The sequence below is a fragment of the Amycolatopsis sp. Hca4 genome (genome assembly GCF_013364075.1).
In the GTDB taxonomy this organism is placed as follows: Bacteria; Actinomycetota; Actinomycetes; order Mycobacteriales; family Pseudonocardiaceae; genus Amycolatopsis.
In genome coordinates this window covers 5408548-5434317 of record NZ_CP054925.1, presented here as the reverse complement: position 1 = coordinate 5434317, position 25770 = coordinate 5408548, and the positions used below count along the sequence as shown (strand labels likewise).

The 25770-nt window shown below is 70.0% G+C and carries 37 protein-coding genes; 33 read left to right on the top strand and 4 right to left on the bottom strand.

Features of this window, described 5'->3' with window-relative positions; translation table 11 throughout:
• The first annotated feature begins 23 nt into the window (after nt 1–23).
• The 30 genes from rplV to HUT10_RS23800 all read left to right on the top strand — a co-directional run bounded on the left by rplV (nt 24) and on the right by HUT10_RS23800 (nt 16777).
• Nucleotides 24–440, top strand: a complete 417-nt coding sequence (rplV, locus tag HUT10_RS23945; protein ID WP_003102079.1) for a 50S ribosomal protein L22 — start codon at nt 24–26, stop codon at nt 438–440.
• Nucleotides 440–1273: a 30S ribosomal protein S3 gene (rpsC, locus tag HUT10_RS23940; protein WP_176173271.1), complete on the top strand. Its 834-nt coding sequence runs from the start codon at nt 440–442 to the stop codon at nt 1271–1273. Before rplV ends, rpsC begins: the two co-directional genes overlap by 1 nt.
• Nucleotides 1274–1276: 3 nt before the next feature.
• Nucleotides 1277–1696 carry a 50S ribosomal protein L16 gene (gene rplP / locus HUT10_RS23935; protein ID WP_004558864.1) on the top strand — a complete coding sequence of 140 codons (420 nt, stop codon included), beginning with the start codon at nt 1277–1279 and terminating at the stop codon, nt 1694–1696.
• Complete coding sequence (gene rpmC / locus HUT10_RS23930) at nt 1696–1944, top strand: 50S ribosomal protein L29 (protein WP_013222608.1); 249 nt, start codon at nt 1696–1698, stop codon at nt 1942–1944. Before rplP ends, rpmC begins: the two co-directional genes overlap by 1 nt.
• Nucleotides 1941–2219 (top strand): 30S ribosomal protein S17, encoded by a 279-nt coding sequence (rpsQ, locus tag HUT10_RS23925; protein WP_004558866.1) that lies wholly within the window; start codon nt 1941–1943, stop codon nt 2217–2219. Before rpmC ends, rpsQ begins: the two co-directional genes overlap by 4 nt.
• 79 nt (nt 2220–2298) lie before the next feature.
• The gene (gene rplN / locus HUT10_RS23920) at nt 2299–2667 is read left to right on the top strand and encodes a 50S ribosomal protein L14 (protein ID WP_004558867.1); all 369 of its coding nucleotides are present in this window, start codon (nt 2299–2301) and stop codon (nt 2665–2667) included.
• The gene (gene rplX, locus HUT10_RS23915; protein WP_004558868.1) at nt 2667–2981 is read left to right on the top strand and encodes a 50S ribosomal protein L24; all 315 of its coding nucleotides are present in this window, start codon (nt 2667–2669) and stop codon (nt 2979–2981) included. Before rplN ends, rplX begins: the two co-directional genes overlap by 1 nt.
• On the top strand, nt 2981–3544 hold the full coding sequence (rplE, locus tag HUT10_RS23910) for a 50S ribosomal protein L5 (RefSeq protein ID WP_004558869.1): 564 nt from the start codon (nt 2981–2983) through the stop codon (nt 3542–3544). The genes rplX and rplE overlap by 1 nt, the downstream gene beginning before the upstream one ends.
• 4 nt (nt 3545–3548) lie before the next feature.
• On the top strand, nt 3549–3734 hold the full coding sequence (locus tag HUT10_RS23905; RefSeq protein ID WP_004558870.1) for a type Z 30S ribosomal protein S14: 186 nt from the start codon (nt 3549–3551) through the stop codon (nt 3732–3734).
• An 85-nt stretch (nt 3735–3819) separates the two neighbouring features.
• Nucleotides 3820–4218, top strand: a complete 399-nt coding sequence (rpsH, locus tag HUT10_RS23900) for a 30S ribosomal protein S8 (RefSeq protein ID WP_004558871.1) — start codon at nt 3820–3822, stop codon at nt 4216–4218.
• Nucleotides 4219–4234: 16 nt separating this feature from the next.
• On the top strand, nt 4235–4774 hold the full coding sequence (gene rplF, locus HUT10_RS23895) for a 50S ribosomal protein L6 (RefSeq protein ID WP_176173270.1): 540 nt from the start codon (nt 4235–4237) through the stop codon (nt 4772–4774).
• 2 nt (nt 4775–4776) lie between these two features.
• The gene (gene rplR / locus HUT10_RS23890; protein WP_004558873.1) at nt 4777–5175 is read left to right on the top strand and encodes a 50S ribosomal protein L18; all 399 of its coding nucleotides are present in this window, start codon (nt 4777–4779) and stop codon (nt 5173–5175) included.
• A gap of 34 nt (nt 5176–5209) precedes the next feature.
• On the top strand, nt 5210–5854 hold the full coding sequence (rpsE, locus tag HUT10_RS23885; protein WP_004558874.1) for a 30S ribosomal protein S5: 645 nt from the start codon (nt 5210–5212) through the stop codon (nt 5852–5854).
• A 2-nt stretch (nt 5855–5856) separates the two neighbouring features.
• Nucleotides 5857–6042, top strand: a complete 186-nt coding sequence (gene rpmD, locus HUT10_RS23880; RefSeq protein WP_033291195.1) for a 50S ribosomal protein L30 — start codon at nt 5857–5859, stop codon at nt 6040–6042.
• Complete coding sequence (rplO, locus tag HUT10_RS23875; protein WP_086842934.1) at nt 6039–6485, top strand: 50S ribosomal protein L15; 447 nt, start codon at nt 6039–6041, stop codon at nt 6483–6485. Before rpmD ends, rplO begins: the two co-directional genes overlap by 4 nt.
• Before the next feature lie 759 nt (nt 6486–7244).
• Complete coding sequence (locus tag HUT10_RS23870) at nt 7245–7817, top strand: hypothetical protein (RefSeq protein WP_176173269.1); 573 nt, start codon at nt 7245–7247, stop codon at nt 7815–7817.
• Between the two features lie 4 nt (nt 7818–7821).
• Complete coding sequence (locus tag HUT10_RS23865; protein ID WP_176173268.1) at nt 7822–8436, top strand: LysE family translocator; 615 nt, start codon at nt 7822–7824, stop codon at nt 8434–8436.
• A gap of 253 nt (nt 8437–8689) precedes the next feature.
• Nucleotides 8690–9997, top strand: coding sequence for a preprotein translocase subunit SecY (secY, locus tag HUT10_RS23860; RefSeq protein WP_176173267.1), 1308 nt, complete (start codon nt 8690–8692; stop codon nt 9995–9997).
• Nucleotides 9994–10548: an adenylate kinase gene (locus HUT10_RS23855; RefSeq protein ID WP_176173266.1), complete on the top strand. Its 555-nt coding sequence runs from the start codon at nt 9994–9996 to the stop codon at nt 10546–10548. The genes secY and HUT10_RS23855 overlap by 4 nt, the downstream gene beginning before the upstream one ends.
• A 44-nt stretch (nt 10549–10592) precedes the next feature.
• Nucleotides 10593–11369, top strand: a complete 777-nt coding sequence (gene map, locus HUT10_RS23850; protein WP_176173265.1) for a type I methionyl aminopeptidase — start codon at nt 10593–10595, stop codon at nt 11367–11369.
• A gap of 263 nt (nt 11370–11632) precedes the next feature.
• Nucleotides 11633–11854: a translation initiation factor IF-1 gene (gene infA / locus HUT10_RS23845; RefSeq protein WP_004558881.1), complete on the top strand. Its 222-nt coding sequence runs from the start codon at nt 11633–11635 to the stop codon at nt 11852–11854.
• Nucleotides 11855–11887: 33 nt separating this feature from the next.
• Complete coding sequence (gene rpmJ, locus HUT10_RS23840; protein WP_004558882.1) at nt 11888–12001, top strand: 50S ribosomal protein L36; 114 nt, start codon at nt 11888–11890, stop codon at nt 11999–12001.
• 211 nt (nt 12002–12212) lie between these two features.
• Nucleotides 12213–12593 (top strand): 30S ribosomal protein S13, encoded by a 381-nt coding sequence (rpsM, locus tag HUT10_RS23835; RefSeq protein ID WP_176173264.1) that lies wholly within the window; start codon nt 12213–12215, stop codon nt 12591–12593.
• Nucleotides 12590–12775 (top strand): hypothetical protein, encoded by a 186-nt coding sequence (locus HUT10_RS23830; protein WP_004558884.1) that lies wholly within the window; start codon nt 12590–12592, stop codon nt 12773–12775. Before rpsM ends, HUT10_RS23830 begins: the two co-directional genes overlap by 4 nt.
• 18 nt (nt 12776–12793) lie before the next feature.
• Nucleotides 12794–13201 (top strand): 30S ribosomal protein S11, encoded by a 408-nt coding sequence (gene rpsK / locus HUT10_RS23825; protein ID WP_004558885.1) that lies wholly within the window; start codon nt 12794–12796, stop codon nt 13199–13201.
• Between the two features lie 23 nt (nt 13202–13224).
• Nucleotides 13225–13830 carry a 30S ribosomal protein S4 gene (gene rpsD / locus HUT10_RS23820; RefSeq protein ID WP_176173263.1) on the top strand — a complete coding sequence of 202 codons (606 nt, stop codon included), beginning with the start codon at nt 13225–13227 and terminating at the stop codon, nt 13828–13830.
• Between the two features lie 105 nt (nt 13831–13935).
• Nucleotides 13936–15006, top strand: a complete 1071-nt coding sequence (locus HUT10_RS23815; protein ID WP_091304679.1) for a DNA-directed RNA polymerase subunit alpha — start codon at nt 13936–13938, stop codon at nt 15004–15006.
• A 41-nt stretch (nt 15007–15047) separates the two neighbouring features.
• Nucleotides 15048–15608: a 50S ribosomal protein L17 gene (gene rplQ, locus HUT10_RS23810; RefSeq protein ID WP_176173262.1), complete on the top strand. Its 561-nt coding sequence runs from the start codon at nt 15048–15050 to the stop codon at nt 15606–15608.
• A gap of 73 nt (nt 15609–15681) precedes the next feature.
• Nucleotides 15682–16509 carry a tRNA pseudouridine(38-40) synthase TruA gene (truA, locus tag HUT10_RS23805; protein ID WP_254897486.1) on the top strand — a complete coding sequence of 276 codons (828 nt, stop codon included), beginning with the start codon at nt 15682–15684 and terminating at the stop codon, nt 16507–16509.
• 88 nt (nt 16510–16597) lie between these two features.
• Nucleotides 16598–16777, top strand: coding sequence for a hypothetical protein (locus HUT10_RS23800; RefSeq protein ID WP_176173261.1), 180 nt, complete (start codon nt 16598–16600; stop codon nt 16775–16777).
• Nucleotides 16778–16841: 64 nt separating this feature from the next.
• On the opposite strand, the gene HUT10_RS23795 is transcribed toward HUT10_RS23800, so the two are convergent.
• Together HUT10_RS23795 and eccE are read right to left on the bottom strand one after the other, a co-directional pair.
• Nucleotides 16842–17561, bottom strand: a complete 720-nt coding sequence (locus HUT10_RS23795) for a hypothetical protein (RefSeq protein ID WP_091304676.1) — start codon at nt 17559–17561, stop codon at nt 16842–16844.
• Nucleotides 17558–18739, bottom strand: a complete 1182-nt coding sequence (gene eccE / locus HUT10_RS23790) for a type VII secretion protein EccE (RefSeq protein ID WP_176173260.1) — start codon at nt 18737–18739, stop codon at nt 17558–17560. Before eccE ends, HUT10_RS23795 begins: the two co-directional genes overlap by 4 nt.
• A gap of 633 nt (nt 18740–19372) precedes the next feature.
• Here eccE and eccB point away from each other — a divergent pair.
• The 3 genes from eccB to HUT10_RS23775 all read left to right on the top strand — a co-directional run bounded on the left by eccB (nt 19373) and on the right by HUT10_RS23775 (nt 22420).
• Complete coding sequence (gene eccB / locus HUT10_RS23785) at nt 19373–21016, top strand: type VII secretion protein EccB (protein ID WP_176173259.1); 1644 nt, start codon at nt 19373–19375, stop codon at nt 21014–21016.
• A gap of 64 nt (nt 21017–21080) precedes the next feature.
• On the top strand, nt 21081–21398 hold the full coding sequence (locus tag HUT10_RS23780; protein WP_254897003.1) for a hypothetical protein: 318 nt from the start codon (nt 21081–21083) through the stop codon (nt 21396–21398).
• A complete protein-coding gene (locus HUT10_RS23775) occupies nt 21395–22420 on the top strand; it encodes a WXG100 family type VII secretion target (protein ID WP_176173258.1) in 1026 nt (341 codons plus the stop codon). The genes HUT10_RS23780 and HUT10_RS23775 overlap by 4 nt, the downstream gene beginning before the upstream one ends.
• A gap of 174 nt (nt 22421–22594) precedes the next feature.
• Here HUT10_RS23775 and HUT10_RS23770 read toward each other — a convergent pair whose 3' ends face one another.
• Nucleotides 22595–24208, bottom strand: a complete 1614-nt coding sequence (locus HUT10_RS23770) for a S8 family serine peptidase (RefSeq protein WP_176173257.1) — start codon at nt 24206–24208, stop codon at nt 22595–22597.
• A gap of 20 nt (nt 24209–24228) precedes the next feature.
• Nucleotides 24229–25593, bottom strand: a complete 1365-nt coding sequence (gene eccD / locus HUT10_RS23765) for a type VII secretion integral membrane protein EccD (RefSeq protein WP_176173256.1) — start codon at nt 25591–25593, stop codon at nt 24229–24231.
• Nucleotides 25594–25770: the final 177 nt, after the last annotated feature.

Here is a 25770-nt window from a genome sequence, read left to right as displayed (position 1 = left end):
GAGAAGAGACAAGGGAAGTAGCGATGAACGCCCAGAACGACGCGACGACCGAGGCCCTGCCTACGGCGTACGCGCGGGCTCGCTTCGTCCGGGACTCGCCGACCAAGGTGCGCCGGGTGATCGAGCTCATCAAGGGACGTAGCGCCGCCGACGCCTTGGCCGTGCTCCGGTTCGCCCCCCAGGCGGCCAGCGAGCCGGTCGCGAAGGTGCTTGCCAGCGCTGTGGCCAACGCCGAGAACAACCTTCAGCTGGACCCGGAGACACTCTGGGTCAAGAACGCGTACGCCGACGAGGGCCCCACCCTCAAGCGCATCCGCCCGCGGGCCCAGGGCCGCGCGTACCGGATCCGCAAGCGGACCAGCCACATCACCGTCGAGGTGGAGTCGCGTCCGGCCGTCGCGCAGAAGGCTCAGAGCAAGAAGAAGGCAGGTGGCCGGTAGTGGGCCAGAAGATCAACCCGCACGGTTTCCGCCTGGGTATCACCACGGACTGGAAGTCGCGCTGGTACGCCGACAAGCAGTACGCCGAGTACGTGGCCGAGGACGTCAAGATCCGCAAGCTCCTCGCCACCGGCATGGAGCGCGCGGGCATCTCCAAGGTCGAGATCGAGCGCACCCGTGACCGCGTCCGCGTGGACATCCACACCGCCCGGCCGGGCATCGTCATCGGCCGCCGCGGCGCGGAGGCCGACCGGATCCGCGGCGCGCTGGAGAAGCTGACCAAGAAGCAGGTCCAGCTGAACATCCTCGAGGTCAAGAACCCCGAGGCCGACGCCCAGCTGGTCGCCCAGGCGGTCGCGGAGCAGCTGTCCAACCGCGTGGCGTTCCGCCGCGCGATGCGGAAGGCGATCCAGACCTCCATGCGCTCGCCGCAGGTCAAGGGCATCCGCGTGCAGTGCGGCGGTCGTCTCGGCGGTGCCGAGATGTCCCGCTCCGAGCACTACCGCGATGGCCGCGTCCCGCTGCACACGCTGCGCGCCGACATCGACTACGGCTTCTTCGAGGCCAAGACGACGTTCGGTCGCATCGGCGTCAAGGTGTGGATCTACAAGGGTGAGCTCGTCGGTGGCCTGAAGGCCCGCGAAGCCCGTGACGCCGCCGAGCGCGCGCCGCGCGGTGGCCGCGACCGCAGCGACCGGCCGTCCCGTCCGCGTCGCTCCGGCGCTTCGGGCACGACCGCCACCTCGACCGAAGCCGGTCGTGCGGCCGCCGCCGCCACGACCGAGGCCCCGGCGGCCCCGGCCACCGAGACCGCAGAAAAGACGGAGGGCTGAGACGTGCTCATCCCGCGCAGGGTCAAGCACCGGAAGCAGCACTCCCCGAAGCGCCACGGCGCCGCCAAGGGTGGCACGAAGGTCAGCTTCGGCGAGTACGGCATCCAGGCGCTTGAGCACAGCTACGTGACGAACCGGCAGATCGAGTCCGCTCGTATCGCCATGACCCGTCACATCAAGCGTGGTGGCAAGGTGTGGACGACCATCTACCCGGACCGCCCGCTGACCAAGAAGCCGGCCGAGACCCGGATGGGTTCCGGTAAGGGTTCGCCCGAGTGGTGGATCGCCAACGTGAAGCCGGGCCGCGTGATGTTCGAGATCTCGTTCCCGAACGAGGAGACGGCTCGCGAGGCGCTGCGCCGCGCGATCCACAAGCTGCCCATGAAGTGCCGCATCGTGACCCGTGAAGGTGGTGAGTTCTGATGGCTAACGCAGGTGCCGCTCAGGCATCGGAGCTGCGTGAGCTCACCGCGGAAGAGCTCGTCCTGCGTCTGAAGGAGTACAAGGAGGAGCTGTTCAACCTCCGCTTCCAGATGGCGACCGGTCAGCTCGACAACAACCGCCGTCTGCGCACCGTCCGCACGGACATCGCGCGGATCTACACGGTCATGCGCGAGCGCGAACTCGGCCTGTCCGTTGCCCCCGACGCCGAGAGTGAAGGTGCCGCATGAGCGAGCCCACCACCGAGACGCCGGCCCGGAACGACCGCAAGGTCCGCGAGGGCTACGTCGTCTCGGACAAGATGAACAAGACGATCGTGGTCGAGCTCGAGGACCGCAAGAAGCACCCCCGTTACTCGAAGGTCGTCCGCACCACCTCCAAGGTGAAGGTGCACGACGAGAACAACGAGGCGGGCGTGGGCGACCGGGTCACCCTGATGGAGACCCGCCCGCTGTCGGCATCGAAGCGGTGGCGCCTGGTGCAGATCGTGGAGAAGGCCAAGTAAGCAGGGCTCTTTCGGGAGTTCTTAGTTCCGCAAGGCTCGCTCGTCCGGGCGAGAACCGGCGCGACATACAGGAGTAGACGTGATCCAGCAGGAGTCGCGGCTTCGGGTAGCCGACAACACGGGTGCGAAGGAAATCCTCTGCATCCGCGTTCTCGGTGGCTCCGGGCGGCGCTACGCCGGCATCGGCGACATCATCGTCGCCACCGTGAAGGACGCCATCCCGGCTGCCGGGGTGAAGAAGGGCGACGTCGTCAAGGCCGTCATCGTCCGCACGGTCAAGGAGCGCCGTCGTCCGGACGGTTCCTACATCCGGTTCGACGAGAACGCCGCCGTGCTCATCAAGAACGACAACGAGCCCCGCGGCACCCGCATCTTCGGTCCGGTGGGCCGCGAGCTGCGCGACCGAAAGTTCATGAAGATCATTTCGCTCGCGCCGGAGGTGCTGTGATGAAGGTGAAGAAGGGCGACACGGTCGTCGTCATCGCCGGCAAGGACAAGGGCGCCAAGGGCAAGGTCATCCAGGCTTACCCGGAGCGCGAGCGCGTGCTGGTCGAGGGCGTGAACCGGATCAAGAAGCACACGCGGATCAGCCAGACCCAGCGCGGCGCGCAGTCCGGCGGCATCGTCACGCAGGAGGCGCCCATCCACGTCTCGAACGTGATGGTCGTCGACTCGGACGGCAAGCCGTCCCGGGTGGGTTACCGCATCGGCGAGGACGGCAAGAAGGTCCGGATCTCGCGCCGGAACGGTAAGGACATCTGATGACCACCGCAGAGAAGACCTCGCCGCGCCTGAAGGTGCGGTACCGCGAGGAAATCAAGGGCCAGCTGCAGGCCGAGTTCTCCTTCGCCAACGTCCACCAGATCCCGGGCGTCGTGAAGGTCGTCGTGAACATGGGCGTCGGCGACGCCGCCCGCGACAGCAAGCTGATCGAGGGCGCGGTCCGCGACCTCGCCGCGATCACCGGCCAGAAGCCGGAGGTCCGGAAGGCCCGCAAGTCCATCGCGCAGTTCAAGCTGCGCGAGGGCCAGCCGATCGGCGCGCGCGTCACGCTGCGCGGCGACCGGATGTGGGAGTTCCTCGACCGGCTGCTGACCATCGCGCTGCCGCGTATCCGCGACTTCCGCGGGCTTTCGCCGAAGCAGTTCGACGGCCACGGCAACTACACGTTCGGTCTCAACGAGCAGTCGATGTTCCACGAGATCGACCCCGACTCCATCGACCGCCCCCGCGGCATGGACGTCACCGTCGTCACGACCGCCACGAACGACGACGAGGGCCGGGCGCTGCTGCGCAAGCTCGGCTTCCCGTTCAAGGAGAACTGAGCCGATGGCCAAGAAAGCACTGGTCCACAAGGCCGCGAAGAAGCCGAAGTTCGCCGTGCGCGCCTACACCCGCTGCCAGCGGTGCGGCCGCCCGCACGCCGTGTTCCGCAAGTTCGGGCTCTGCCGGATCTGCCTTCGCGAGATGGCGCACGCGGGCGAGCTGCCCGGCGTCCGCAAGTCCAGCTGGTAAGAGCTTCTATTTAACTCCACTTCGCCACAGGCCCCGTCCCGCTCCGGCGGGCGGGGAACCAGGCGAGAAAGGTTGACAGGTCACCATGACGATGACCGACCCCATCGCAGACTTCTTGACGCGTCTGCGCAACGCGAACTCGGCGTACCACGACGAGGTCAAGCTCCCGCACTCGAAGCTCAAGGCGAACATCGCCGAGATCCTCAAGCGCGAGGGCTACATCGCGGGTTACCACGACGAGCCGGGCGAGAAGCACAAGAACCTCGTCGTCGAGCTCAAGTACGGCCCCAACCGTGAGCGGAGCATCGCCGGCCTCCGGCGCGTCTCCAAGCCCGGTCTGCGGGTCTACGCAAAATCGACCGAACTGCCGTCGGTGCTCGGCGGCCTGGGCATCGCGATCATCTCGACGTCCGGTGGCCTGCAGACGGACCGGCAGGCCAAGCGCAACAGCGTGGGCGGCGAAGTCCTCGCCTACGTCTGGTAAGGGAAGGGGTAAAGGCATGTCACGCATCGGAAAGCTGCCGGTCGCCGTCCCTTCCGGGGTCGAGGTGACCATCGACGGTCAGCAGATCAAGGTCAAGGGGCCCAAGGGCACCCTCGAGCACACCATCGCCGAGCCGATCACCGTCGAGCGCGACGAGGACGGCACGCTGCTGGTGAAGCGCCCGGACGACGAGCGCAACTCCAAGGCGCTGCACGGGCTCACCCGCACGCTGGTGAACAACCTCGTCGTCGGCGTCACCGCCGGCTACGAGAAGAAGATGGAAATCCACGGCGTGGGTTACCGCGTGCAGGCCAAGGGCGCGGACCTCGAGTTCGCCCTCGGCTACTCGCACCCGGTCAAGATCGAGGCCCCGGAGGGCATCACCTTCAAGGTGGAGACCCCGACCCGGTTCTCGGTCTCGGGCATCGACAAGCAGAAGGTCGGCCAGATCTCGGCCGTCATCCGCAAGCTGCGTCGCCCGGACCCGTACAAGGGCAAGGGCCTGCGCTACGAGGGTGAGAAGATCCGCCGCAAGGTCGGAAAGACGGGTAAGTGATCATGAGCGACACGACTACGAAGCGCAAGCCGGTGGGCAAGGACATCTCGACCCGCCGCCGCGTCGCGAAGGCCCGTCGGCACTTCCGGCTCCGCAAGAAGGTCTCGGGCACCGAGCAGCGCCCGCGCCTGGTCGTCAAGCGGTCCTCGCGGCACATCGCCGTGCAGGTGATCGACGACCTCGCCGGCCACACGCTGGTGTCGGCGTCCACCCTCGAGGCGGACGTCCGGGCGGTCGACGGCGACAAGAAGGCCAAGGCCGCCAAGGTCGGGGCCCTCGTCGCCGAGCGCGCCAAGAACGCCGGGATCTCGGCCGTGGTGTTCGACCGTGGCGGCAACGCCTACCACGGCCGCATCGCCGCGCTCGCCGACGCCGCCCGTGAGGCGGGGTTGGAGTTCTGACGATGCAGCAGTTCGTGAATGGAAGGAAAGCCTGATGCCGGGACGTACACGGCAATTCGGCGGCGGCCAGGGTGGACCCGGCGGGCAGGGCGGCAACGACCGCGGTGACCGTCGCGACCGCCGGGACCGGCGCGACAGCGGCCGTGGCGGGGCGGCCCAGGACAAGACCCCGCACCTCGAGAAGGTCGTGACGATCAACCGCGTCGCCAAGGTCGTCAAGGGTGGTCGTCGCTTCAGCTTCACCGCCCTGGTGGTCGTCGGCGACGGCGACGGTCAGGTCGGCGTCGGCTACGGCAAGGCCAAGGAAGTTCCCGCGGCCATCGCCAAGGGCGTCGAGGAAGCGAAGAAGAACTTCTTCCGCGTTCCCCGCGTCGGTGGCACCATTCCCCACCCCATCCAGGGTGAGGAAGCCGCCGGTGTGGTGCTGCTCCGCCCGGCTTCCGCCGGTACCGGCGTCATCGCCGGTGGCCCGGTGCGTGCCGTGCTGGAGTGCGCGGGTGTCCACGACGTGCTGTCGAAGTCGCTCGGCTCCGACAACGCGATCAACATCGTGCACGCGACCGTGGCGGCCCTGAAGGGTCTGCAGCGTCCCGAAGAGGTGGCGGCCCGCCGTGGCCTGCCGCTCGAGGACGTCGCTCCGGCCCGGATGCTGCGCCAGCGTGCCGGCCAGGGGGTCTGACGATGGCTCAGCTCAAGGTCACCCAGGTCAAGAGCAAGATCGGCACGAAGCACGCTCACCGCGAGTCGCTGCGCACCCTCGGGCTGCGCAAGATCCGCCAGAGCGTCGTGCGTGAAGACACCCCCCAGGTGCGCGGCCTGATCCACACCGTCCGCCACCTGGTGGAGGTCGAGGAGGTCAAGGCATGACGGCCATCAAGATCCACCACCTGCGTCCGGCTCCGGGCGCCAAGCGCGACAAGATCCGCGTGGGCCGTGGTGAGGGTTCGAAGGGCAAGACCGCCGGCCGCGGTACGAAGGGCACCAAGGCCCGGAAGAACGTGCCGGCCCGGTTCGAGGGTGGGCAGATGCCCATCCAGATGCGGCTCCCGAAGCTCCGCGGCTTCAAGAACCGCTTCCGCACCGAGTACCAGCCGGTGAACGTGGGCGACATCGCCCGCGTCTTCCCGGACGGCGGCACCATCGGTGCCGACGAGCTGGTCAAGGGCGGTCTGGTCCGCAAGGGCAAGCTGGTGAAGGTCCTCGGCAACGGCGACGTGAACGGCGTCAAGCTGAACGTCACCGCCGACGCGTTCTCCGGCTCCGCCAAGGAGAAGCTCGAAGCGGCCGGTGGCTCTGCCACCACCAACTGAGGCTTATTCTGGTCAGGCCGCCGTGCCCCCCGCGCAGACCGCAGGTCAGCTCGGGTGTCATGCGGCGGCCGACGGCTGAATAAGCCTCACCGAGGTTGCTCGTTCGAAGGCCCGTCTGGCTCCCGCCAGGCGGGCCTTCGGCGTTTCCGGAACTCTTCCCCGGGTTCCTTGCCGAGCGGGGAATCCGGACGGAAGATCAGAGAGGTGGACAGACCGTCGCAGGAGCCCGCAGCCCAGCCTGACGGCGTCGCGTCGCCGCTGAGCTTCCCGGTGGAAGCCCCGCGTCCGGCGGGCCCGGAACCGGGCGCAGGCGCGCCGACGGGCTCTCCACGGGAGGCCGCCTCGCCGCCTGCTTCGGATCCGCTGGCGTTCCCGGCGGAGGCCGCTCCGCCGCTCTTCCCGGCGGATGCCGCCGCGCCGCCGCTCTCGTCCGCGGGAGCCGGGCCGGGTTTCGCGGCCGATCCGCTGGCGTTTCCGTCGGAGGCTTCTCCTCCGGCTGGTTCGCCGCTCTTCCCGCCGGATACCGCTGCGCCGACCGCCGGGCCGCTCTTTCCCCAGGGGGCCGCACCCGGCGCGCCCCTCTTCCCACCGGAGCCGGCCGCCCCGCCCCACCCGCTGCCCTTCCCGGTCGCCGAACTCCCCGGCACCCCCGCCACCCCCCAACCCGCCCAGGCAACCGCCCCTGAGCCACCCCCGGCCCCGGAAACAGGCGGTCCACTCCGCATCCTCCCGCCGCTGCTCGCCGCCGTTGCCGCGCTGATGGCCGTCGGGGCCTGTTTCCTCCCCCTCTTCCTCCTCATCCAGCACCTCGACCTCCGCCAGGACTTCCCGACCGGCGGCCTGACGATCGTCGAGACCGCCTGGGGCAACCGCATCGAGGTCGCCGGCCAGCAAGCCACCGATCGGCCCGGTCCGCCCGTGGGCATTCCCGTCATCCTCGCCATCGGGCTGCTCGCCGTCGCGGCGTTCGCGGCCTCCTCGCGGCCGGACCGGGGCCTCACCCGGTGGCTGCTCTCGGCCGGCGCCGTCTTCACCGCCGGGGTCGCCACCACCGTCGCGATGGACCGGTTCGAGCTCACCGCCATCGCCGGTGAGGAGGCCGCCCTCGAAGTGGTCACCGGACCCGGCATGTGGCTGCTGGCCCTGGCCGCCGTGCTGGCCGCCGCCGCGGCCGTGCTCGCCCACCTGCCGCTGCGGGACCGGCTGGAACACCCCGGCTGGGCCGATCCGGCCGTCGCCTACGCCGACACCCCGACCCCGCCCTCCGGCGTCGCCATCACCGTCCTGCCACCCGAAGAACCCGAGCAACCCGGCGAACCCCCGCTACGGTGAACACGTGTGGGTCTTCTTCGGCGCCTCCGTGCTCGTCGCCCTTACGCCAGGGGCGAACAACCTGCTCGGCCTCCACCACGGCATGACGCACGGTGTTCGCCACGGCCTCGCCGGGCTGGGCGGCCGGCTGGCCGCGTTCACCCTGCTGATCGCCGCCGTCGCGGCCGGACTGGGGCAGCTGCTGGCCGCCTCGGAGACCGCGCTGACGATCATCAAGTGGGCCGGCGCCGCCTACCTGCTCTACCTCGGCCTCCGCCTCCTCCGGTCCACCTTCCGGGGCGAAAACACCCCGAAAGAGCTGCCGAAGACCCCGATGACGGCGTGGCGCGTCGCCCGGAAGGAGTTCGGCGTCGCGATCACCAACCCGAAGGCCATCCTGATCTTCACCGCTTTCGTCCCGCAGTTCATCGACGCAGGTCAGGGCGCATTTCCGACGCAGATCGCGCTGCTCGGCGCGGTCTACCTGCTGGCCGAGTTCCTGGCCGGTTCGGTCTACGTCGGGGCCGGTGCCGCGGTCAAGACGATCCGGCTCACGCAGAGGGCCCGCCGCAACGTCGACCGGGGGACCGGCGTGGTCCTCGTCGGCCTGGCCGGCGTGCTCGCCGCGTCCACCGCTTGATCCACATCTGTCAAGGAATACGGCCAAGACGGCGATGTGGATCAACCCGCCGGAGCAACCTTGGTACGGAAAACGCACACGGACTGCGGACACGCCCTGTGAAGCTGTTAGAGTCGGCGACACGCTTCGGGACGAGTGTGCCCCGAAGCGTTCCTGGCTTGCGTGCCAGTAGTGCTGTGTGTTCCCGCCGGCCTCGTGCCGGCCAAGCCGATCGTCGGTTAGGACAGCCGACGACGCCGAGGAGGTCCCCCGCGTGCTCAGCGCCTTCCGCTCGGCTCTCGCGACGCCGGATCTACGCAAGAAGATCCTGTTCACGCTAGCCATCGTCGCGGTTTACCGAATCGGTGCGACCATTCCGGCGCCCGGCATCTCGTACGGTGCCGTACAGGCCTGCAGCTCCCAGGCGCAGCAGGAGGGCGTCTACCAGCTGCTGAACCTGTTCAGCGGTGGTGCGCTGCTGCAGCTGTCGCTCTTCTCGACCGGCATCATGCCGTACATCACGGCGAGCATCATCATCCAGCTGCTCACCGTGGTCATCCCGCGGTTCGAGGAGCTGAAGAAGGAAGGGCAGTCCGGCCAGGGCAAGCTGACCCAGTACACCCGGTACCTGACGATCGCGCTGGCGATCCTGCAGGCCACCGGTGTGGTCGCGCTCGCGGACCGCAAGCAACTCTTCCCGGACTGCGACCAGCCGATCATCCCGGACAACAGCGTCTACTCGCTGGCGATCATCGTCATCACCATGACCGCGGGCACCGCCGTCATGATGTGGCTGGGCGAGCTGATCACCGAGCGCGGCGTCGGCAACGGCATGTCCGTCCTGATCTTCCTGAACATCGCGGCGCGCATCCCGGTCGAGGGCGGCAACATCCTCAGCAACGCCGGTGGCGTCGGCCTGGCGATCGTCTGCGTCTTCGGCCTGGTGATCATCGCCAGCGTCATCTTCGTCGAGCAGGGGCAGCGCCGGATCCCGGTGCAGTACGCCAAGCGCATGATCGGCCGCCGGATGTACGGCGGCACGTCGACCTACCTGCCGATCAAGGTCAACCAGGCCGGTGTCATCCCGGTCATCTTCGCGTCGTCCCTGCTGTACCTGCCGGACCTGATCAGCCGCCTCGTCGGCGACCAGAACGCCAACTCCGGCTGGCAGGTGTTCATCAAGAACTACATCGTGAACCAGTCCAGCTGGGTGCACATCGCGCTGTACTTCGCGCTGATCATCTTCTTCACGTACTTCTACATCACGATCACGTTCAACGTGGACGAGCGTGCGGAGGAGATGAAGAAGTTCGGTGGCTTCATCCCGGGCATCCGCCCCGGCCGCCCGACCGCGGAGTACCTGAGCTTCGTGCTCGGCCGGATCACCCTGCCGGGCTCGCTGTACCTGGGCATCATCGCGATCCTCCCGAACTTCTTCCTGTCGGTGACCGGTAGCGGGAACAACCAGAACTTCCCGTTCGGTGGCACGGCTGTGCTGATCATGGTCGGTGTCGGCCTCGACACCGTGAAGCAGATCGAAAGCCAGCTGATGCAGCGCAACTACGAAGGGTTCTTGAAGTGACGCGCCTGGTTCTCGTCGGCCCGCCCGGTGCGGGCAAGGGCACGCAGGCGGTGGCCCTGTCCGAGCAGCTGCGCATCCCGCACATCTCGACCGGTGACCTCTTCCGCGCGCACGTCGGCCAGGAGACCCCGCTCGGCCAGGAGGCGAAGCGCTACCTGGACTCGGGCGAGCTCGTGCCCGACTCGGTGACCAACGAAATGGTCCGCGAGCGGCTCGCCGAGCCGGACGCCAAGGTCGGCTTCCTGCTCGACGGCTTCCCCCGCAACACCAAGCAGGCCGAGGTCCTCGGCGAGATCCTCGGTGACGCGGACGTCTCGCTCGACGCGGTGATCCAGCTGCAGGTGCCGGAGGACGTCGTCGTCGGGCGGCTCATGTCGCGCGGCCGCGCGGACGACACCGAAGAGGTCATCCGCCGCCGTCAGCAGATCTACGTGTCGGACACCGCGCCGCTGCTGGAGTACTACGCCGACATCCTGGTGACCGTCGACGGCGTCGGCAGTGTCGAGGAGATCTCGGGCCGGGTGCTGGAAGCACTGCGCGACCGCACGTGAACCTCGGAGGATTGCGTGTTCTGCAAGTGCTCCGCCGTGGGCGCATGATCGAAGTCAAGACCCCGGACGAGCTGCAGGCGATGCGGGCGGCCGGCCTGGTCGTCGCCCGCACGCTCGCGGCCGTCCGCGCCGCGGCGAAGCCGGGCGTCAGCACCGCCGAGCTCGACGAGCTGGCCGAGCAGACGATCCGGGACGCCGGCGCGGTGCCGTCGTTCAAGGGCTACCACGGCTTCCCGGCGTCGATCTGCGCGTCGGTGAACGAGCAGATCGTCCACGGCATCCCGGCGAAGACGCAGGTGCTGGCCGACGGCGACATCATCTCCGTCGACTGCGGCGCCATCCTCGACGGCTGGCACGGCGACTCCGCCGTCACGCTGGCCATCGGCCAGGTGTCCGACGCCGACCTGGCGCTGTCCGCGGCGACCGAGGCGGCGATGTGGGCCGGCATCGAGGCGGTCAGCGCCGGCGGCCGGTTGACCGACATCTCCTACGCCGTCCAATCCGCCGCCGAGCGTGCGGGCCGGGACGACGGCGTCGAGTACGGGATGATCGTCGAGTACGGCGGGCACGGCATCGGTCGCCAGATGCACATGGACCCGTTCCTGCCGAACGTCGGCAAGCCGGGCAAGGGCCCGCGGCTGAAGCCGGGCATGGCACTGGCCATCGAGCCGATGCTGACCGGCGGCGGCGGGGAGACCCGCGAGCTGGACGACGGCTGGACGGTCGTCACGGCCGACGGCTCCCGCGCGGCCCACTGGGAGCACACCGTCGCCATCACGGAAGACGGCCCCTGGGTGCTGACCGCGCCTGAGGATTCCTGACCTGCGCATTCACCCACAAGCGGTGATCGCCATCACGTCCACCTGCACAGCCCTTTAGCATGGTCACCCCCGGTTTGGGGGTCGCGACACGACATGCGTACACTGTCAAGTCGGCGCACTTATCGCGCCCGGATCCTGCGCGCTCGTGAATTCACGGTCTTGGGAGCCGGGCACCAGTGTGCCACGCAACACCCGACCCAGCACTAGTGCTCGAGTCGATCAGGTGTGGCGACAGACGATGACGACAGGGAAATGCGGAGGACATGGCGAAGAAAGACGGGGCCATCGAGGTCGAAGGCCGCGTAGTCGAGCCGCTCCCCAACGCGATGTTCCGCGTCGAGTTGGAGAACGGCCACAAGGTCCTGGCTCACATCAGCGGCAAGATGCGGCAGCACTACATCCGCATCCTGCCCGAGGACAGGGTTGTCGTGGAGCTTTCGCCCTACGACCTCTCTCGTGGTCGCATCGTCTACCGCTACAAGTGATCACGAAGAGCGGCTAACAGGAGAGCAGAAGACGTGAAGGTCCAGCCGAGCGTCAAGAAGATCTGCGACAAGTGCAAGGTGATCCGCCGTCACGGCCGGATCATGGTGATCTGCGAGAACCTGCGGCACAAGCAGCGGCAGGGCTGATCCGATCGCCAAGCACTCGAGCAGAGTGGATTGACGGCTACACAACCTCCCCGCACCTGCCGGCTCACGTGAGTGAACCGGTTCACCCCCGGACTTCAGGCCGGGGCTGGGACACCCGAGGCGCAAGCCGAGGGCACGACAGGCGAGTCGGTCCCGGAACCGGACGGGGAGCAGACCTGAAGAAGAAACCTATGAAGGAGCATCAGCGCCAATGGCACGACTCGCTGGCGTAGACCTTCCCCGCGAAAAGCGGGTGGAGATCGCGCTTACCTACATCTACGGCATCGGCCGTACCCGCTCGAAGCAGCTCATCGCGGCTGCCGAGATCAACGCGGACACCCGCGTCAAAGACCTCAGCGATGACGACCTCGCCAAGCTGCGTACGTACATCGAAGAGAACTTCAAGGTCGAGGGTGACCTTCGCCGCGAGGTGAACGCCGACATCCGTCGGAAGATCGAGATCGGGTGCTACGAGGGTCTTCGCTGGCGTCGCGGACTGCCCGTCCGCGGTCAGCGCACCAAGACGAACGCCCGTACCCGCAAGGGTCCGAAGAAGACGGTCGCCGGCAAGAAGAAGGCTGGCAAGAAGTGAGCGTCCAGGGCAAGAAGGTCGTGCAGATGGGTGGCGTGCACCGCCGCGGCTCGGCTTGTGTCTCGCCCAAGGCGCTCTACGCCCGCCCGATGGCGCTCCGCAACCTGTACACCGACGCCGGTTCGATCATCCGGCGCGGCCAGGCCGAAGCGGTCGCCGCTCACCAAGAGAACGCGCGCTAACAGGAGAACCCTCAGAACATGCCACCGAAGTCTCGTACTGCGGCCGGGGCCAAGAAGGTCCGCCGCAAGGAAAAGAAGAATGTCGCGCACGGTCACGCGCACATCAAGAGCACCTTCAACAACACCATCGTCTCGATCACGGACCCGACCGGTGCCGTGATCGCGTGGGCGTCGAGTGGTCACGTGGGCTTCAAGGGCTCCCGCAAGTCCACTCCGTTCGCCGCGCAGATGGCCGCCGAGAACGCTGCCCGCAAGGCCGCCGAGCACGGCATGAAGAAGGTCGACGTCTTCGTGAAGGGCCCGGGTTCGGGCCGCGAGACGGCGATCCGCTCGCTGCAGGCGGCCGGCCTCGAGGTCGGCACCATCCAGGACGTGACCCCGCAGCCTCACAACGGCTGCCGCCCGCCCAAGCGGCGCCGGGTCTGAGGAACGGGGAGGAGTAAGAAGAAATGGCTCGTTACACCGGCCCCGCGACGCGTATCTCGCGTCGCCTCAAGGTTGACCTCATCGGCGGCGACCAGGCTTTCGAGCGTCGCCCCTACCCGCCGGGCCAGCACGGCCGCGGGCGCATCAAGGAGTCCGAGTACCTCCTGCAGTCGCAGGAGAAGCAGAAGGCTCGCTACACCTACGGCGTTCTCGAGCGCCAGTTCGTCCGGTACTACAAGGAAGCCGTCCGGCGTCCGGGCAAGACCGGTGAGAACCTGCTGCAGATCCTCGAGTCCCGCCTGGACAACGTGATCTACCGCGCCGGCATCGCCCGCACCCGCCGCCAGGCGCGGCAGCTGGTGAGCCACGGCCACTTCCTGGTCAACGGCCAGAAGGTGAACGTCCCGTCGTTCCAGGTCACCAAGTGGGACATCATCGACGTGCGGCCGAAGTCCATGGGCATGCTGCCGTTCGTGGCGGCGAAGGAGTCCTTCGGCGAGCGCCCCGTCCCGGCGTGGCTGCAGGTCGTCCAGTCCAACCTCCGCGTGCTGGTCCACCAGCTCCCGGAGCGTGCGCAGATCGACGTTCCGGTTCAGGAACAGCTGATCGTCGAGCTCTACTCGAAGTAGTCCGGCTTCGTCGGACGCAGGGCGGCGGCGCAACAGGTGCGCCGCCGCCGCGCCATCCCTTCGACGTCATATGGCGGGCGTCGTCTGGAAAGGAACTAGGAAGAAATGCTGATTTCCCAGCGGCCGGCTCTCGGCGAAGAGACGGTCAACGAGACCCGCTCCCGGTTCACCATCGAACCGCTGGAGCCCGGCTTCGGCTACACGCTCGGCAACTCGCTGCGTCGCACGCTGCTGTCGTCCATCCCGGGCGCGGCCGTGACGAGCATCCGCATCGACGGCGTGCTGCACGAGTTCACCACCGTTCCCGGGGTGAAGGAAGACGTCACCGACATCATCCTGAACCTCAAGGAGCTCGTGGTGTCCTCGGAAGAGGACGAGCCGGTCACCATGTACCTGCGCAAGCAGGGCCCCGGTGAGGTCACGGCGGCCGACATCGTGCCGCCGGCGGGTGTCACCGTGCACAACCCGGACCTGCACATCGCGTCGCTGAACGGCAAGGGCAAGCTCGAGATCGAGCTCGTCGTCGAGCGCGGCCGCGGTTACGTTCCGGCCCTGCAGAACAAGCAGGCGGGCGCGGAGATCGGCCGGATCCCGGTCGACTCGATCTACTCGCCGGTGCTCAAGGTGACCTACAAGGTCGAGGCCACCCGTGTCGAGCAGCGCACCGACTTCGACAAGCTGATCCTGGACGTCGAGACCAAGCCGTCGATCACGCCGCGCGACGCGGTCGCGTCGGCCGGCAAGACGCTGGTGGAGCTGTTCGGTCTCGCCCGCGAGCTGAACGTCGACGCCGAGGGCATCGAGATCGGCCCGTCGCCGCAGGAGGCGGACACCATCGCCGCCTACGCGATGCCGATCGAGGACCTGGACCTCACCGTCCGGTCGTACAACTGCCTCAAGCGCGAAGGCATCCACACGGTGGGCGAGCTCGTCTCGCGCAGCGAGGCGGACCTGCTCGACATCCGCAACTTCGGCGCGAAGTCGATCGACGAGGTCAAGCTGAAGCTCGTCGGTCTCGGCCTCGCGCTGAAGGACAGCCCGCCCGGGTTCGACCCGACCGCCGCGGCCGCGAGCTACGACGGTGAAGGCTGGTCGGAGGGTGTCGGCAGCATCGCCGACGGGATTTCGGACGGCCACGACGATGGCCAGGACTACGCAGAGACCGAGCAGCTCTGAGGCCGTGTGCCTGGACGCTGTGAGCTGAACTAGGAGAACCAATGCCCACCCCTACCAAGGGAGCCCGGCTCGGCGGGTCGTCCGCGCACGAGCGGCTGATCCTGGCCAACTTGGCCACGCAGCTGTTCGAGCACGGCAAGATCACGACCACCGAGGCGAAGGCCCGCCGGGTCCGCCCGCTGGCCGAGAAGCTGATCACGAAGGCGAAGCGGGGCGACCTGCACAACCGTCGTCAGGTGCAGAAGGTCGTCCGTGACAAGGACGTCGTGCACAAGCTGTTCGCCGAGATCGGTCCGCACTTCGCGGAGCGCGCCGGTGGCTACACCCGGATCACCAAGACGATGCCGCGCAAGGGCGACAACGCCGCCATGGCCGTCATCGAGCTGGTGGCCGAGAAGACGGTGACTTCGGAAGCCGAGCGCGCTCGCAAGACGAAGTTCGCCAAGGACGAGAAGGCCGCCGCTCCGGCTGCTGCCGAGGAGACCTCGACCGAGGAGACCACCGAGGCGCCCGCCGCCGAGGAGGCCAAGGCCGAGGACACCACCGCCGAGACCGAGGCCCCGGCTTCGGACGACGCGGACGCGGACGCCAAGAAGGACTGACGTCCTGACGGCCGATTCGACACCGGACGAGCCCGCCACTCCCCACGGGGAGGGCGGGCTCGTTCGTCTGCGCCTGGACGTCTCCTACGACGGCACGGACTTCTCGGGCTGGGCTCGCCAGCCGGGCCGCCGCACGGTCCAGGGGCTCCTGGAGGAGGCGCTGCGGAAGCAGCCACCGGGAGCTGCGGTCCCGAAGTCCGTCGTCGTGGCGGGCCGCACGGACGCCGGCGTACACGCGACCGGTCAGGTGGTCCACGTCGACGTGCTGCCCCTCGCCGAGCCGTCGGGGCGGATCCCGGTGTCGCCGGAGGGCATCCCGGACCTGGCGCGCATGGTGGGCCGCTGGAACCGCCTCCTGCCCGGTGACGTCCGGGTGCTGGGCGCCCGGATCGCGCCCGAGGGCTTCGACGCCCGCTTCTCGGCGATCCGCCGTCACTACCGCTACCGGGTCTCCGACGCGCCGTGGGGCGTGGACCCGTTGCGCCGCCACGACACCCTGGCCTGGAACCGTCCACTTTCGACGGACGCGATGAACGCGGCCGCGGCCGAGCTGCTCGGCCTGCACGACTTCGCGGCGTACTGCAAGCAGCGCGACACGGGCACGACGATCCGCGAGCTGCAGCGCCTGGAGTGGGCGCGGGTCGACGAGCACCTGCTGGAGGTCCGCGTCTCGGCGGACGCGTTCTGCCACTCGATGGTCCGCAGCCTGGTCGGCGTGCTGCTGCTGGTCGGCGACGGCCGCCGCACGGACGCCTGGCCGTCGAAGGTCCTGGAGAGCGGCATCCGCGACAGCGCGGTGGCCCCGGCCCACGGCCTGACGCTGCTGGGCGTCGACTACCCGCCGGACGACGAGCTGGCCGCGCGCGCCGAGCAGACGCGGAACGTCCGCACCGCTCCCTGACCACAGCTCAGGACCGGCAGCCTGTCGAAGCCCGGTCAAGCCCTCCGAAGGGACGAGGGAGACCCGCTCCCGGGAAGGATCGAGCGCGATGTTGCTCAACGAGAAGTCCCTGCAGGTTCGCGAGGGGGTGCGGCTGACGCAAGCGATGGTCGACCGGGCACTCGCCAACGTCGACCCGGTCGATGCCGTCGGCCGCAGCGACGCGCTTGCCGCGCTGGAACAGCGGCTGCCGGCCGCCGGGAAGGCGTCGGCCGGAATGCGTTGCTGACCTGATAAACGAAAGCGGGTGGCTCCCCGAGGGGAACCACCCGCTTCCGCGTGTCCGGCGGAACTCAGTCGCCGCGGCGCACCGGGCCCAGGAGCTGCTGCTCCTTGCCCGTCGTCACCAGCCGCAGCGGCCGCCACAGGTTGCGGCCCAAGGCCACCACCTGGTCGTCCTGCAACGTCGTGAGCTGGCGCATCATCTGGGGCGGCAGCCGCCAGATGCGGGCCGCCAGCTCGGCCTGGCCCGCGGGGAGGCGCTGCATCAGCACCAGGTCCGCCGCGTTGGCCGTCGCGCCCGCCTGCGGGTGCAGGTACGGGAGCACGTACACCGTCGTCTGCCACGGCGAGCGGGGCGGGAACAGGTCCTGCGGGGTGGGGCCGCCGTCGGTGACCACCAGCAGCGGCGCGTCCTCCGACGGCCGCGGCAGCTCGACCGGCGACAGCCGGCGGATCTGCACCAGCGGCGATGGCCGCCCGTCGCGGCTGCCCGCCGCCCGGGAGAGCACCTGCCACTCGGTCGGGCGCCCGGTCGCGACCACCACCCACGCGCCGACCGCCATCGCGCGCATGGCCACCTGGCGGGCCAGGTACAACCCGCCGACGAGCACGATCCGGGTCGGGGTCGAGCGCAGCGCGGAGATGGTCAGCGGCTCGCCCTTGAGACCCGAGCCGAGCACGATGCCGCCGCGGTCGCCCGAGGGGCTGATGGCGTCGAGCAGCGCCGGGTCGACCGTGAACTCCGGTGCCACGCCACTGTTCTGCCCGGCATCACGGACCCGGGAACTCATGCTGTGCCTCCGATCGGCAACGTCGCGGCGAACGCGGACACCTGCAGCCCGCGCAGCGGCGTCAGGTCCACGCCGAGCCGCTCGGACAGGCTCTGCAGCCGCTGGTCGGCGGCGTCGAGCTCACGCGGGTTCCGTGCGCTCACCCGGACCACTCCGCGCAGCCCGATCTTGCCCTCGTCGGACGCCGGGGAGATCGCCATCGCCAGCGTCGCCGACAGCGCGCGGACGCTGGTCAGCGCGTTGAGGCTGCTGGTGACCTTGCCCTTCGGCCAGCCGGTGATGGCGTAGCTCGCGTGCCCGATCCCGGCCGCGGTCACGCCGGACCAGCGCTCCTGCAACGTCACCTTGGTCGCGGACCCGGCGACGGCGGTCAGCTCCGCCGCGGAGATGCTCGCCCGCAGCAGCTCGTCCGGGTCGAGCGGCCGCGTCGGCACACCCTGGGACTCCAGCGCGTTGCGCACCCGCGACAGCGCACCGATCAGCGCGCGGTGGGCGCCGACGACACCGCCGCCGCGCTCGCGGATCGCCGCCGGGCACCGCCGCGGGTCGAGCCGGATCGCCACCCACGTCGTGCGCCGGGCCGCCGCGGGCAGCGGGCCGAGCACCTCCATGTAGGAGCTGAGCGCCGGCGAGTCCGACGGCAGCGCCGCGCTGCCCGGGTAGCAGTGCCAGATCATCTGGATCGAGTCGAGGACCACCCCGCGGTCTTCGAGGCAGGGCGCCAGCGCCGACAGCGGCAGGCTCGGCGCGCCGTCGGCCTGGGTGATCAGCGCCGGGGCCGGCTCGACGAGCAGCACCGCGGTCCAGGTGCCGTCGTTCCAGGCGAGCCCGACCTGCTGGCGTTCGTGGTCGACGCCGTGCGCCACGACGAGGTCCGGCACGGCGATGCGGAGCAGGTTCACGCGGGCGTCGTCGGGGCCGGTGACCGTGGTCTCCTCGGCGGCCAGCTCCTCGACGGTGCTCGGCGGCAGCGGGTTCGCGACCCGGTCGTGGGCGCGGAAGGAGTAGCGCAGCGTCAGCCCGATCCACTGGGTGAACCAGCGGCCGCGGCGGCGCAGCAGTGCGACGATCAGGGCGAAGCCGACGATGCCGACGCCGACCCACTTCAGCTTCATGTCGATGGCGAGCAGCACCAGGCCGATCGCGAGGCCGACCTCGAGCACGACGAGGTTGGCCACGGGCAGCGGGCCGAGGGTGACGCCGGCGGAGCGGCGCCGCGCCGGCGGGGCCACCCGGGCCGGGCCGGACGGGGGAGTGGCGGGACCGCTGTCGTCGGGTCCCTGCGAGCCACCGGGGCCGCCACCGGGACCGCCCGGGCCACCGGGGCCCCCAGGACCGCCGGGACCACCACCGCCGGGACCACCACCGCCAGGACCACCGGGACCACCCGGGCCCCCAGGTCCACCAGGGCCGCCCGGACGTCCGCCGGGGCCACCGGGAACCGGACCGGGACCACCGGGACCGCGCGGGGGCATTCCGGGGCCGCCAGGGCCGCCACCGGGTCCACCGGGCACGCCACCGGGTCCGCCGGGAACACCACCCGGGCCGCCGGGACCACCGGGTCTGCCCGGCCGCGGCGGCGGGCCCGGCGGACGGCCACCGGGCGGCGGGGGCCCGGGCGGGCCAGGCGGACGTGGAGGAGTGGTGACGGACATCCGCGCTTTCTCTTCCCCTCGTGCTTGCTGCGTACCCGGAAGCCGGGTCCCGGGGTGCCCGACACTAGCTTGAGTTGGTAGAAACCCCACACCAGACGGTCCCCGTACGGCTATCCTGCGGAACCGTACCGCGACGGGGAGAGCTGTAGGTCGAGAATGCCATCAACACCCACGACTAAGTCTCAGGTCCAGGCGTATCAGTTCGTCCTACGGCGGATGCAGTCGGCGCTGGTCCGGCGGGACGCCGTGATGCTGCACGACCCGATGCGCACCCACACGCGGGCCACGATCGTCGGGGTGGTGCTGGGCGCGCTCGGCATGATCGTCTTCGTCGTCTGGGGCCTGCTCAGCCCGGCACCTTCGGTGCCGGCGGCCGGGAACATCGTGATCGGCGAGCAGTCCGGCACGGTTTACGTCGTGGCTGCGGGCAACCCGACGAAGCTGATCCCCACGTTCAACCTTGCGTCGGCCCGGCTCCTGCTGCTGGCCCAGCAGAAGCAGTCCGGCCCGGGCGCCGGCGGCGCGCCGGCCGCGCCCGCAGCCGCCGCCGCGGCGAGTCCGGCGGCTGTGAAGAATCCCACCGTCGTTTCCGACGAGCAGCTGAAGGACATTCCGCGCGACAAACTGACCGGAATTCCGGATGGTCCGCAGCTGATCCCGACGGATTCCCAGCGGATTTCCCCCAACTGGGCCGTCTGCGACCAGGTTCAGCTGGACACCTCGCTGCCGAACCCCGACACGGGCCGGACCAACACCTACGTTTTCGGCGGCGTCGCGCCGAGCAGCCTCGGCGCCGAGCTGGGTGAGAACGAGGCGCTGCTGGCGAAGGCCGACAACGGGAAGACCTACCTCGTCTACCGGCTGCCGAGCTCCCGGAACCGGCCGAACGCGAACACCGTGCGCGCCGAAATCGACGTCGACAACCCGAACGACGCCGTCCGCACCGCGCTGCAGCTGCCGCCGTCGCCGCGGAAGATCACGCCGGGCCTGCTCAACGCCATCCCCGAGGTCGCCAAGCTGACGCCGCCGAAGATCCCGAACGGACAGGCCCCGGCGGACTTCGACGGCCTGACCTCCGGTGACGTCTTCGCCACCCAGCAGGCCGGCCAGCGCGAGCTGAACTACTGGGCGATCACCCCGACCGGCATCCAGCGGGTCTCCAACGCCGTCGCCGACATCATCCGCGTCGCGAAGAACGGCAGCTCCAGCAGCATCCAGACGCTGGGCCCGGACAAGCTCGCCGGCGTGAAGACCCTGCAGCCCACCGATCCGGACTACATCCCGGTCGACGACTTCCCGCGCTCGGTGCCGACGATCCTCGACGCGACGAAGAACTCGTCGGTCGCGTGCCTCGGCTGGTCGCTGACCGGGTCCGGGCCCGACCAGGACGGCCACACCTCGGTGTACGTCGACACGCAGCTGCCCGGCCAGAAGAGCACCGGCGACAAGTTCGCGCCGATGACGGTGACCACGCCGGGCCCGAACCGCGTGCCGCTCAACGGCTTCTACCTCAAGCCGGGGTTCGCCGCGGTCGTCCAGTCCGCCACCGGCAAGGCCAGCTTCGGCAAGGGCGCGATCCAGCTGATCTCCGACCGGGGCATCCGCTACAGCGTCCCGGACGCCCAGACCGCGGACGCGATCGGCTTGAACAACCGGCAGCCCGCGCCGGAGTCGATCATCGGGCTGCTGCCGACCGGGGCGTCGCTGAACACCCAGGACGTGCTGCGGCAGTTCGACTCGGTGCCGATCGACCCGAACGCCGGCAGCTACCCGACCCCGAGCAGGCAGCCGGGGAACTGAGCGGAACCGGCGGCCCCCGGCGGGCGTCCCACGCTCGAAGGCTTTTCTCGCGAGCGGAGGTGCCGTGGCCGGCTTGAAGATGGACGGCGTGGTCGTCGCCCGGTACGCCGAGACGGCCGAGGCCGCCGCGGACGACCTGGACGCGGCGGCGGCCGAGGTCGGTGGGGACGTCACCGCGGAGTCCTACGGGACGCTGGGCGCGCAGATCGGCCTCGGCGAGTCGTACGGCCGCGCGGCCGGGGCCCTGCGGCGGCAGCTGGCCGACGGCGCCGAGGCGCTGCGCTCGGCCGCGGAAGCGCTGCGGCAGGTCACGGTCCGCCACGGCGGCCAGGACGAGGAAGCCGCGGAGCTGATCAAGCGGGCCGGGAGGCTCGACGGATGACGGCCGGAACCCACCCCGCGGCCGCGGTGCCGGTGCCCGCGGGCGAGGACATCACGGCGGCGGCCGAGCCGTACCTGGCGTACCTCTCGGACCTGGCGCACGAGCTGGGCGTGCTCGACCCGGTGGAGACGTACTTCCGCCCGCTGGTCGGCCGCTGGGCCGACCTCGGCGCGGAAGCGGATCGCCTGCGGGCCGCGGCGTCGGTCGCGGGCGAGGTTTCGGCGCGCCTGGACGACCAGCTCGGCCGGCTCGACGCGGGCTGGGAGGGGCGTGACGCGGACTCGTTCGTCACGTACATCCGCGAGATCGGCGCGGCGGGCGGTGACCTCCGCGAAGCGCTCGAAACACTGGCCGGCGCGCTGGACGAGATGGTGACGACCCTCCGCCACGTCGTCGTCGACCTGGTCGAGGTGCTGGTGGACGCGGCGGAGCTGACGTCGGAGACGATGCTGCTGCCCAGCGGCGGGGCCAAGCGGGCGCGGGCCCAGCTGCAGGAGACGCAGGACTCGGCGAAGGCACTGCACGAGACGGCACGGGACGTCATGGAGGCGTTCGACCGGCTGTGCAACGGCGTGGACGACCCCGACACGAAGTCCCGCACCATCGAGATCCGCCACCGGTACCCGCCGGAACGCTTCAAGCTGCACGACGACGCGCTGAACGAAGCGGGCGAGCAGGCTACGGCCTCCTCGTCGGCCGACGAGGTGATGACACCGTCGTCGGCCGACGGCCCGGCGGAGGGGCGGCACACGGGCGCCGGAGCCCCGGACGCCGCCGACGCGCCCGCCCCGCAGCCGGCGCCGGACCCCGACGGCTCCGCCGGCCACAACACGTCGGGCATGCCGATGATGCCGATGATGGGCTTCGGCGCGTTCGGCGGAGGCGGCGGCGGTGGCCGTCGCCAGTCGAAGACCCGCCCGACGACGAAGCCGTCGGAACTGCTGGGCGAGCCCGGCCTGGTCGCCCCGCCGGTGATCGGCGAAGACGAAAACCCCCAGCCGAAGAAGCCACCAGCCAAGTGACGCAAGAGGCATCACACGTGATCAGCAAGGCATCACACGTGACTGGAGGGGCATCACTCGTGATTGGCGGGGCATCGGCGTGATGCCCCTGCAAACACACGTGATGCCCCTCTGATCACGCGTGATGCCTCTGCAAGCACGCGTGAGGCCCGCCCGATCACGGGCGGCCGCGGGTCAGCGGCGGGTGGTGCTGGTCGGTTCCGGGCGGTTGCGGCGGATCGTGTGCATCACGAACAGCGTGATCAGCAGCGCGACCACGCCGCCGCCGGTGCCGGCCAGTGCCACGATCACCGGGGTCGGGCTGCGGTCGTTCGCCGGGGGGAGCTGGGCCAGCTGCGGGGACGGCATCGGGGCCTGCTGCCCCGCCTCCGACGGCAGGCTCTGGGTCAGCGCCGCCACCGGGTCGATGACGCCGTAGCCGACGAAGTTGTCGCGGCCGCCGGGTGCGGCGGGGTGCTGGGCCGTCTCCTTGATCCGGTTGACGATGGCCGGCCCGCTCAGCTGCGGGAACTTCGCCTTCACCAGCGCGGCCAGGCCCGCGACGTACGGCGCCGCGAAGCTCGTGCCCTGGATCTCACTGGCCTTGTCGCCGCTTTCGAAGGTCAGGTTCGCCAGGCCGTCGGAACCCTCGGCCGGGTCGAGCGAGGTGATCTTCGTGCCCGGTGCCGCCACGCCGACCCACGGGCCGTGCACGCTGAACGGGGCCACGCTGCCGGCCTGCTCCTCGATCGCGCCCACCGACAGCACGTCGTCCGCGAACCACGGCGGCGTCACGATCGTCTTGGGCTTCCTGGCGTCCGGCTGGTCGTTCTGCGGGCAGGTGTCGGTGACGTTCCCCGCCGCCGCGACGATCACGATGTTCTTCGACGCCGCGTAGTGGACCGCCGCCTGGACCTGCTGCTCGCCGGTGGTGATCGAACCGTCGGCCGTCCGGCAGTTGTCGACCGACATGTTGATGACGTCGGCCTCGTTGCGGTCGGCGATGCCGCGGATGATCTCGGCGAGGGTCTTCAGCGTGCCCGCCGTCCCGGCCTTCTCGAGCTGGCGGCCGCCGTTGGACTGGCCGGGCGACGTCCCGTCGCCCTCGCTGCTGCCGCCACCGCCGCTGCTCGGCGGCGGGGACGACGACCCGGTGGGCGGGTTGGTGCTCGAAGACGGCGTGCCGCTGGTGCCGCCCGCCGACGAGTTCTGGGTGTCGGGCTCGTAGTTCTCGCTCAGCTGGCGGTAGGACACGATGGTCGCGTCCGGCGCGACGCCGATGAACCCGACCTCCGGGTTGTCCGGCTTCGCCGCGATGATGCCGGCGACCTCGGTGCCGTGGCCGTCGCAGTCCTCGAGCCCCGGCGGCTGGCCCTTCGACGGGTTCGCGACGTACTCGCCACCGGACTTCAGCCGGTCCTGGAACCACGGGTGCCGGGTGACGCCGGTGTCGATCACGGCCACCTTGATCCCGGCACCGATGCCGCCCGTGGCCGCCTTGACGATCTCGTGCGCCTTCGAGATCTGCAGGTAGTCCTGGCCCCACGGCCGGTTCTTGAGCACGATGTTCTGTCCGAGGGTGCTGCGCTGGACGCAGCCCTTCGACAGCTTGTAGGCCTTGTCCGGCTTGCGCTCGTCCGGGATCAGCTTGCTGTCGTCGACCGGGGGCGGGGTCCCGAAGTAGCCGTCGGCCGGCGCGGTCTGGGCCTGTGCGGGCAGGGCGCCGAGCGGGGCGAGGACGCCGAGGGTGCCGGCGATCAGGGCCGTCGTGGTCCGCCGGGCCGCGCCGAAACGGTGTCCTGCTGACATCCTGGATTCACCCGGCCCGGTCACTTGAAGTTCAGGTGCCGCAGGGTGGTGTAGAGGTCCATCACACCGAGGGCGAGGGGCAGCACGGAGGCGATGCAGATCGCTTCGATGATCTCCACCGTGCGCCGCAGCGGCGGCGAGAACCGCTGGTTCGGGAAGATCACGCCGACCACGAGCGCGCCCGCGGCGAGCAGGATCAGCAGGCCGAAGACGTAGAGCAGGCGGTTCTGCGGGCTCGCGGTGAGCAGCCAGCCGACGGCGATCCCGGTGGCCGAGACCAGGCCCGTGGTGAGCAGGGCGATCGCCTGGCTGCCGTTGGCGTACGCGCGGGCGCGCAGCAGCAGGACGAGCGTCGCGACGACGCCGAGGATGATCCCGAACGCGCCGGGCGCGCTGGCGGCGATGACCGCCGAGACCGCCACCGTGGCACCGCAGCCGACCATCAGGCCGGTCATGTAGTTGTGCGCGATCGCCGTGCGGCGCTCGATCGCCCGGTAGTCGGGGAAGCCGGAGTCTTCCTTCAGCTCCTCGGCGTTGCTCGGGACGTGCGGGAGCGGCAGCTTCGCGAGCCAGATGGTGGCGCGCGGCAGGATCGAGATGCAGGCGAGGGCGACCGCGACGGTGCCGGCCGCGATACCGGCGGCCGGGTGCGCGACGAGCGTGCCGAACAGGAAGGCCAAGGCGCCGAAGGTGCCCGCGGTGGCCGCGGCGATGAACGTCGTGATGCCGGCGCCGATCACCATGATGCAGACCGAGGCGACGATCATCACCAGTACCGCGCCGAGCAGCAGGTTCGCCCGCAGCGACAGCCCGGGCACGATGTAGAAGCCGCTGACGAAGGCCAGCGGCAGCCCGCCCGCCGCGGCGATCAGCACGCCGGTCGCTTCGGCCTGGTAGCCCTTGGCGAGCGTGGCGCCGACGGCCACGCAGGCGATGGCGCCGATGCCGCCGGCGATGGCCGCGCCCAGCGCGCTGCCGCCGTAGAAGGAACCGCTCATGAACAGCGCGACGGCGGCGGCGAAGAGGGCCAGGCCGCCGGCGACGTGCCCGAAGCGGTTGGCCGTTTCCTTCGTCCACGGCCGGAAGCTGTCCGGGGACGATTCGGCGATGGCGTCGACGACGTCGTCGTACAGCGGTGGCGGCGGGTTTTCGTTGCGCTTGCGCAGCTGGAGCAGCTCACCGTCGACGACGCCGAGCGAGGCCAGCGTGCGGCTCGGGTCGAGCGGGGCGTCGCCGAGCTTGGCCAGCGCCCAGCCGCCGTGCCGGGCCCCGCCGTCGGGCGAGGTCTCCTTGGCCATGTCCAGCAGCATCGGCAGCAGATCGGCCACCGCGACGTCGGCGGGCAGCGCGACGTCGATCCGGGTGGACGGCGCGACGACCGTCACCCTGCTGAATACTGTCGTGCCCGTAGCCACTGCACTGCCCCCGCTCGGTCGATGCTGCTCCCGGGGAACTTATACCGAACCCCGGCGCGGGCATCATCGAACGTCCGAAATTCACCGGCCACCACAGGTCGCGGCGCCGAGACCGACATTACTGCCGGTGCCGGGCCGTACACTCGC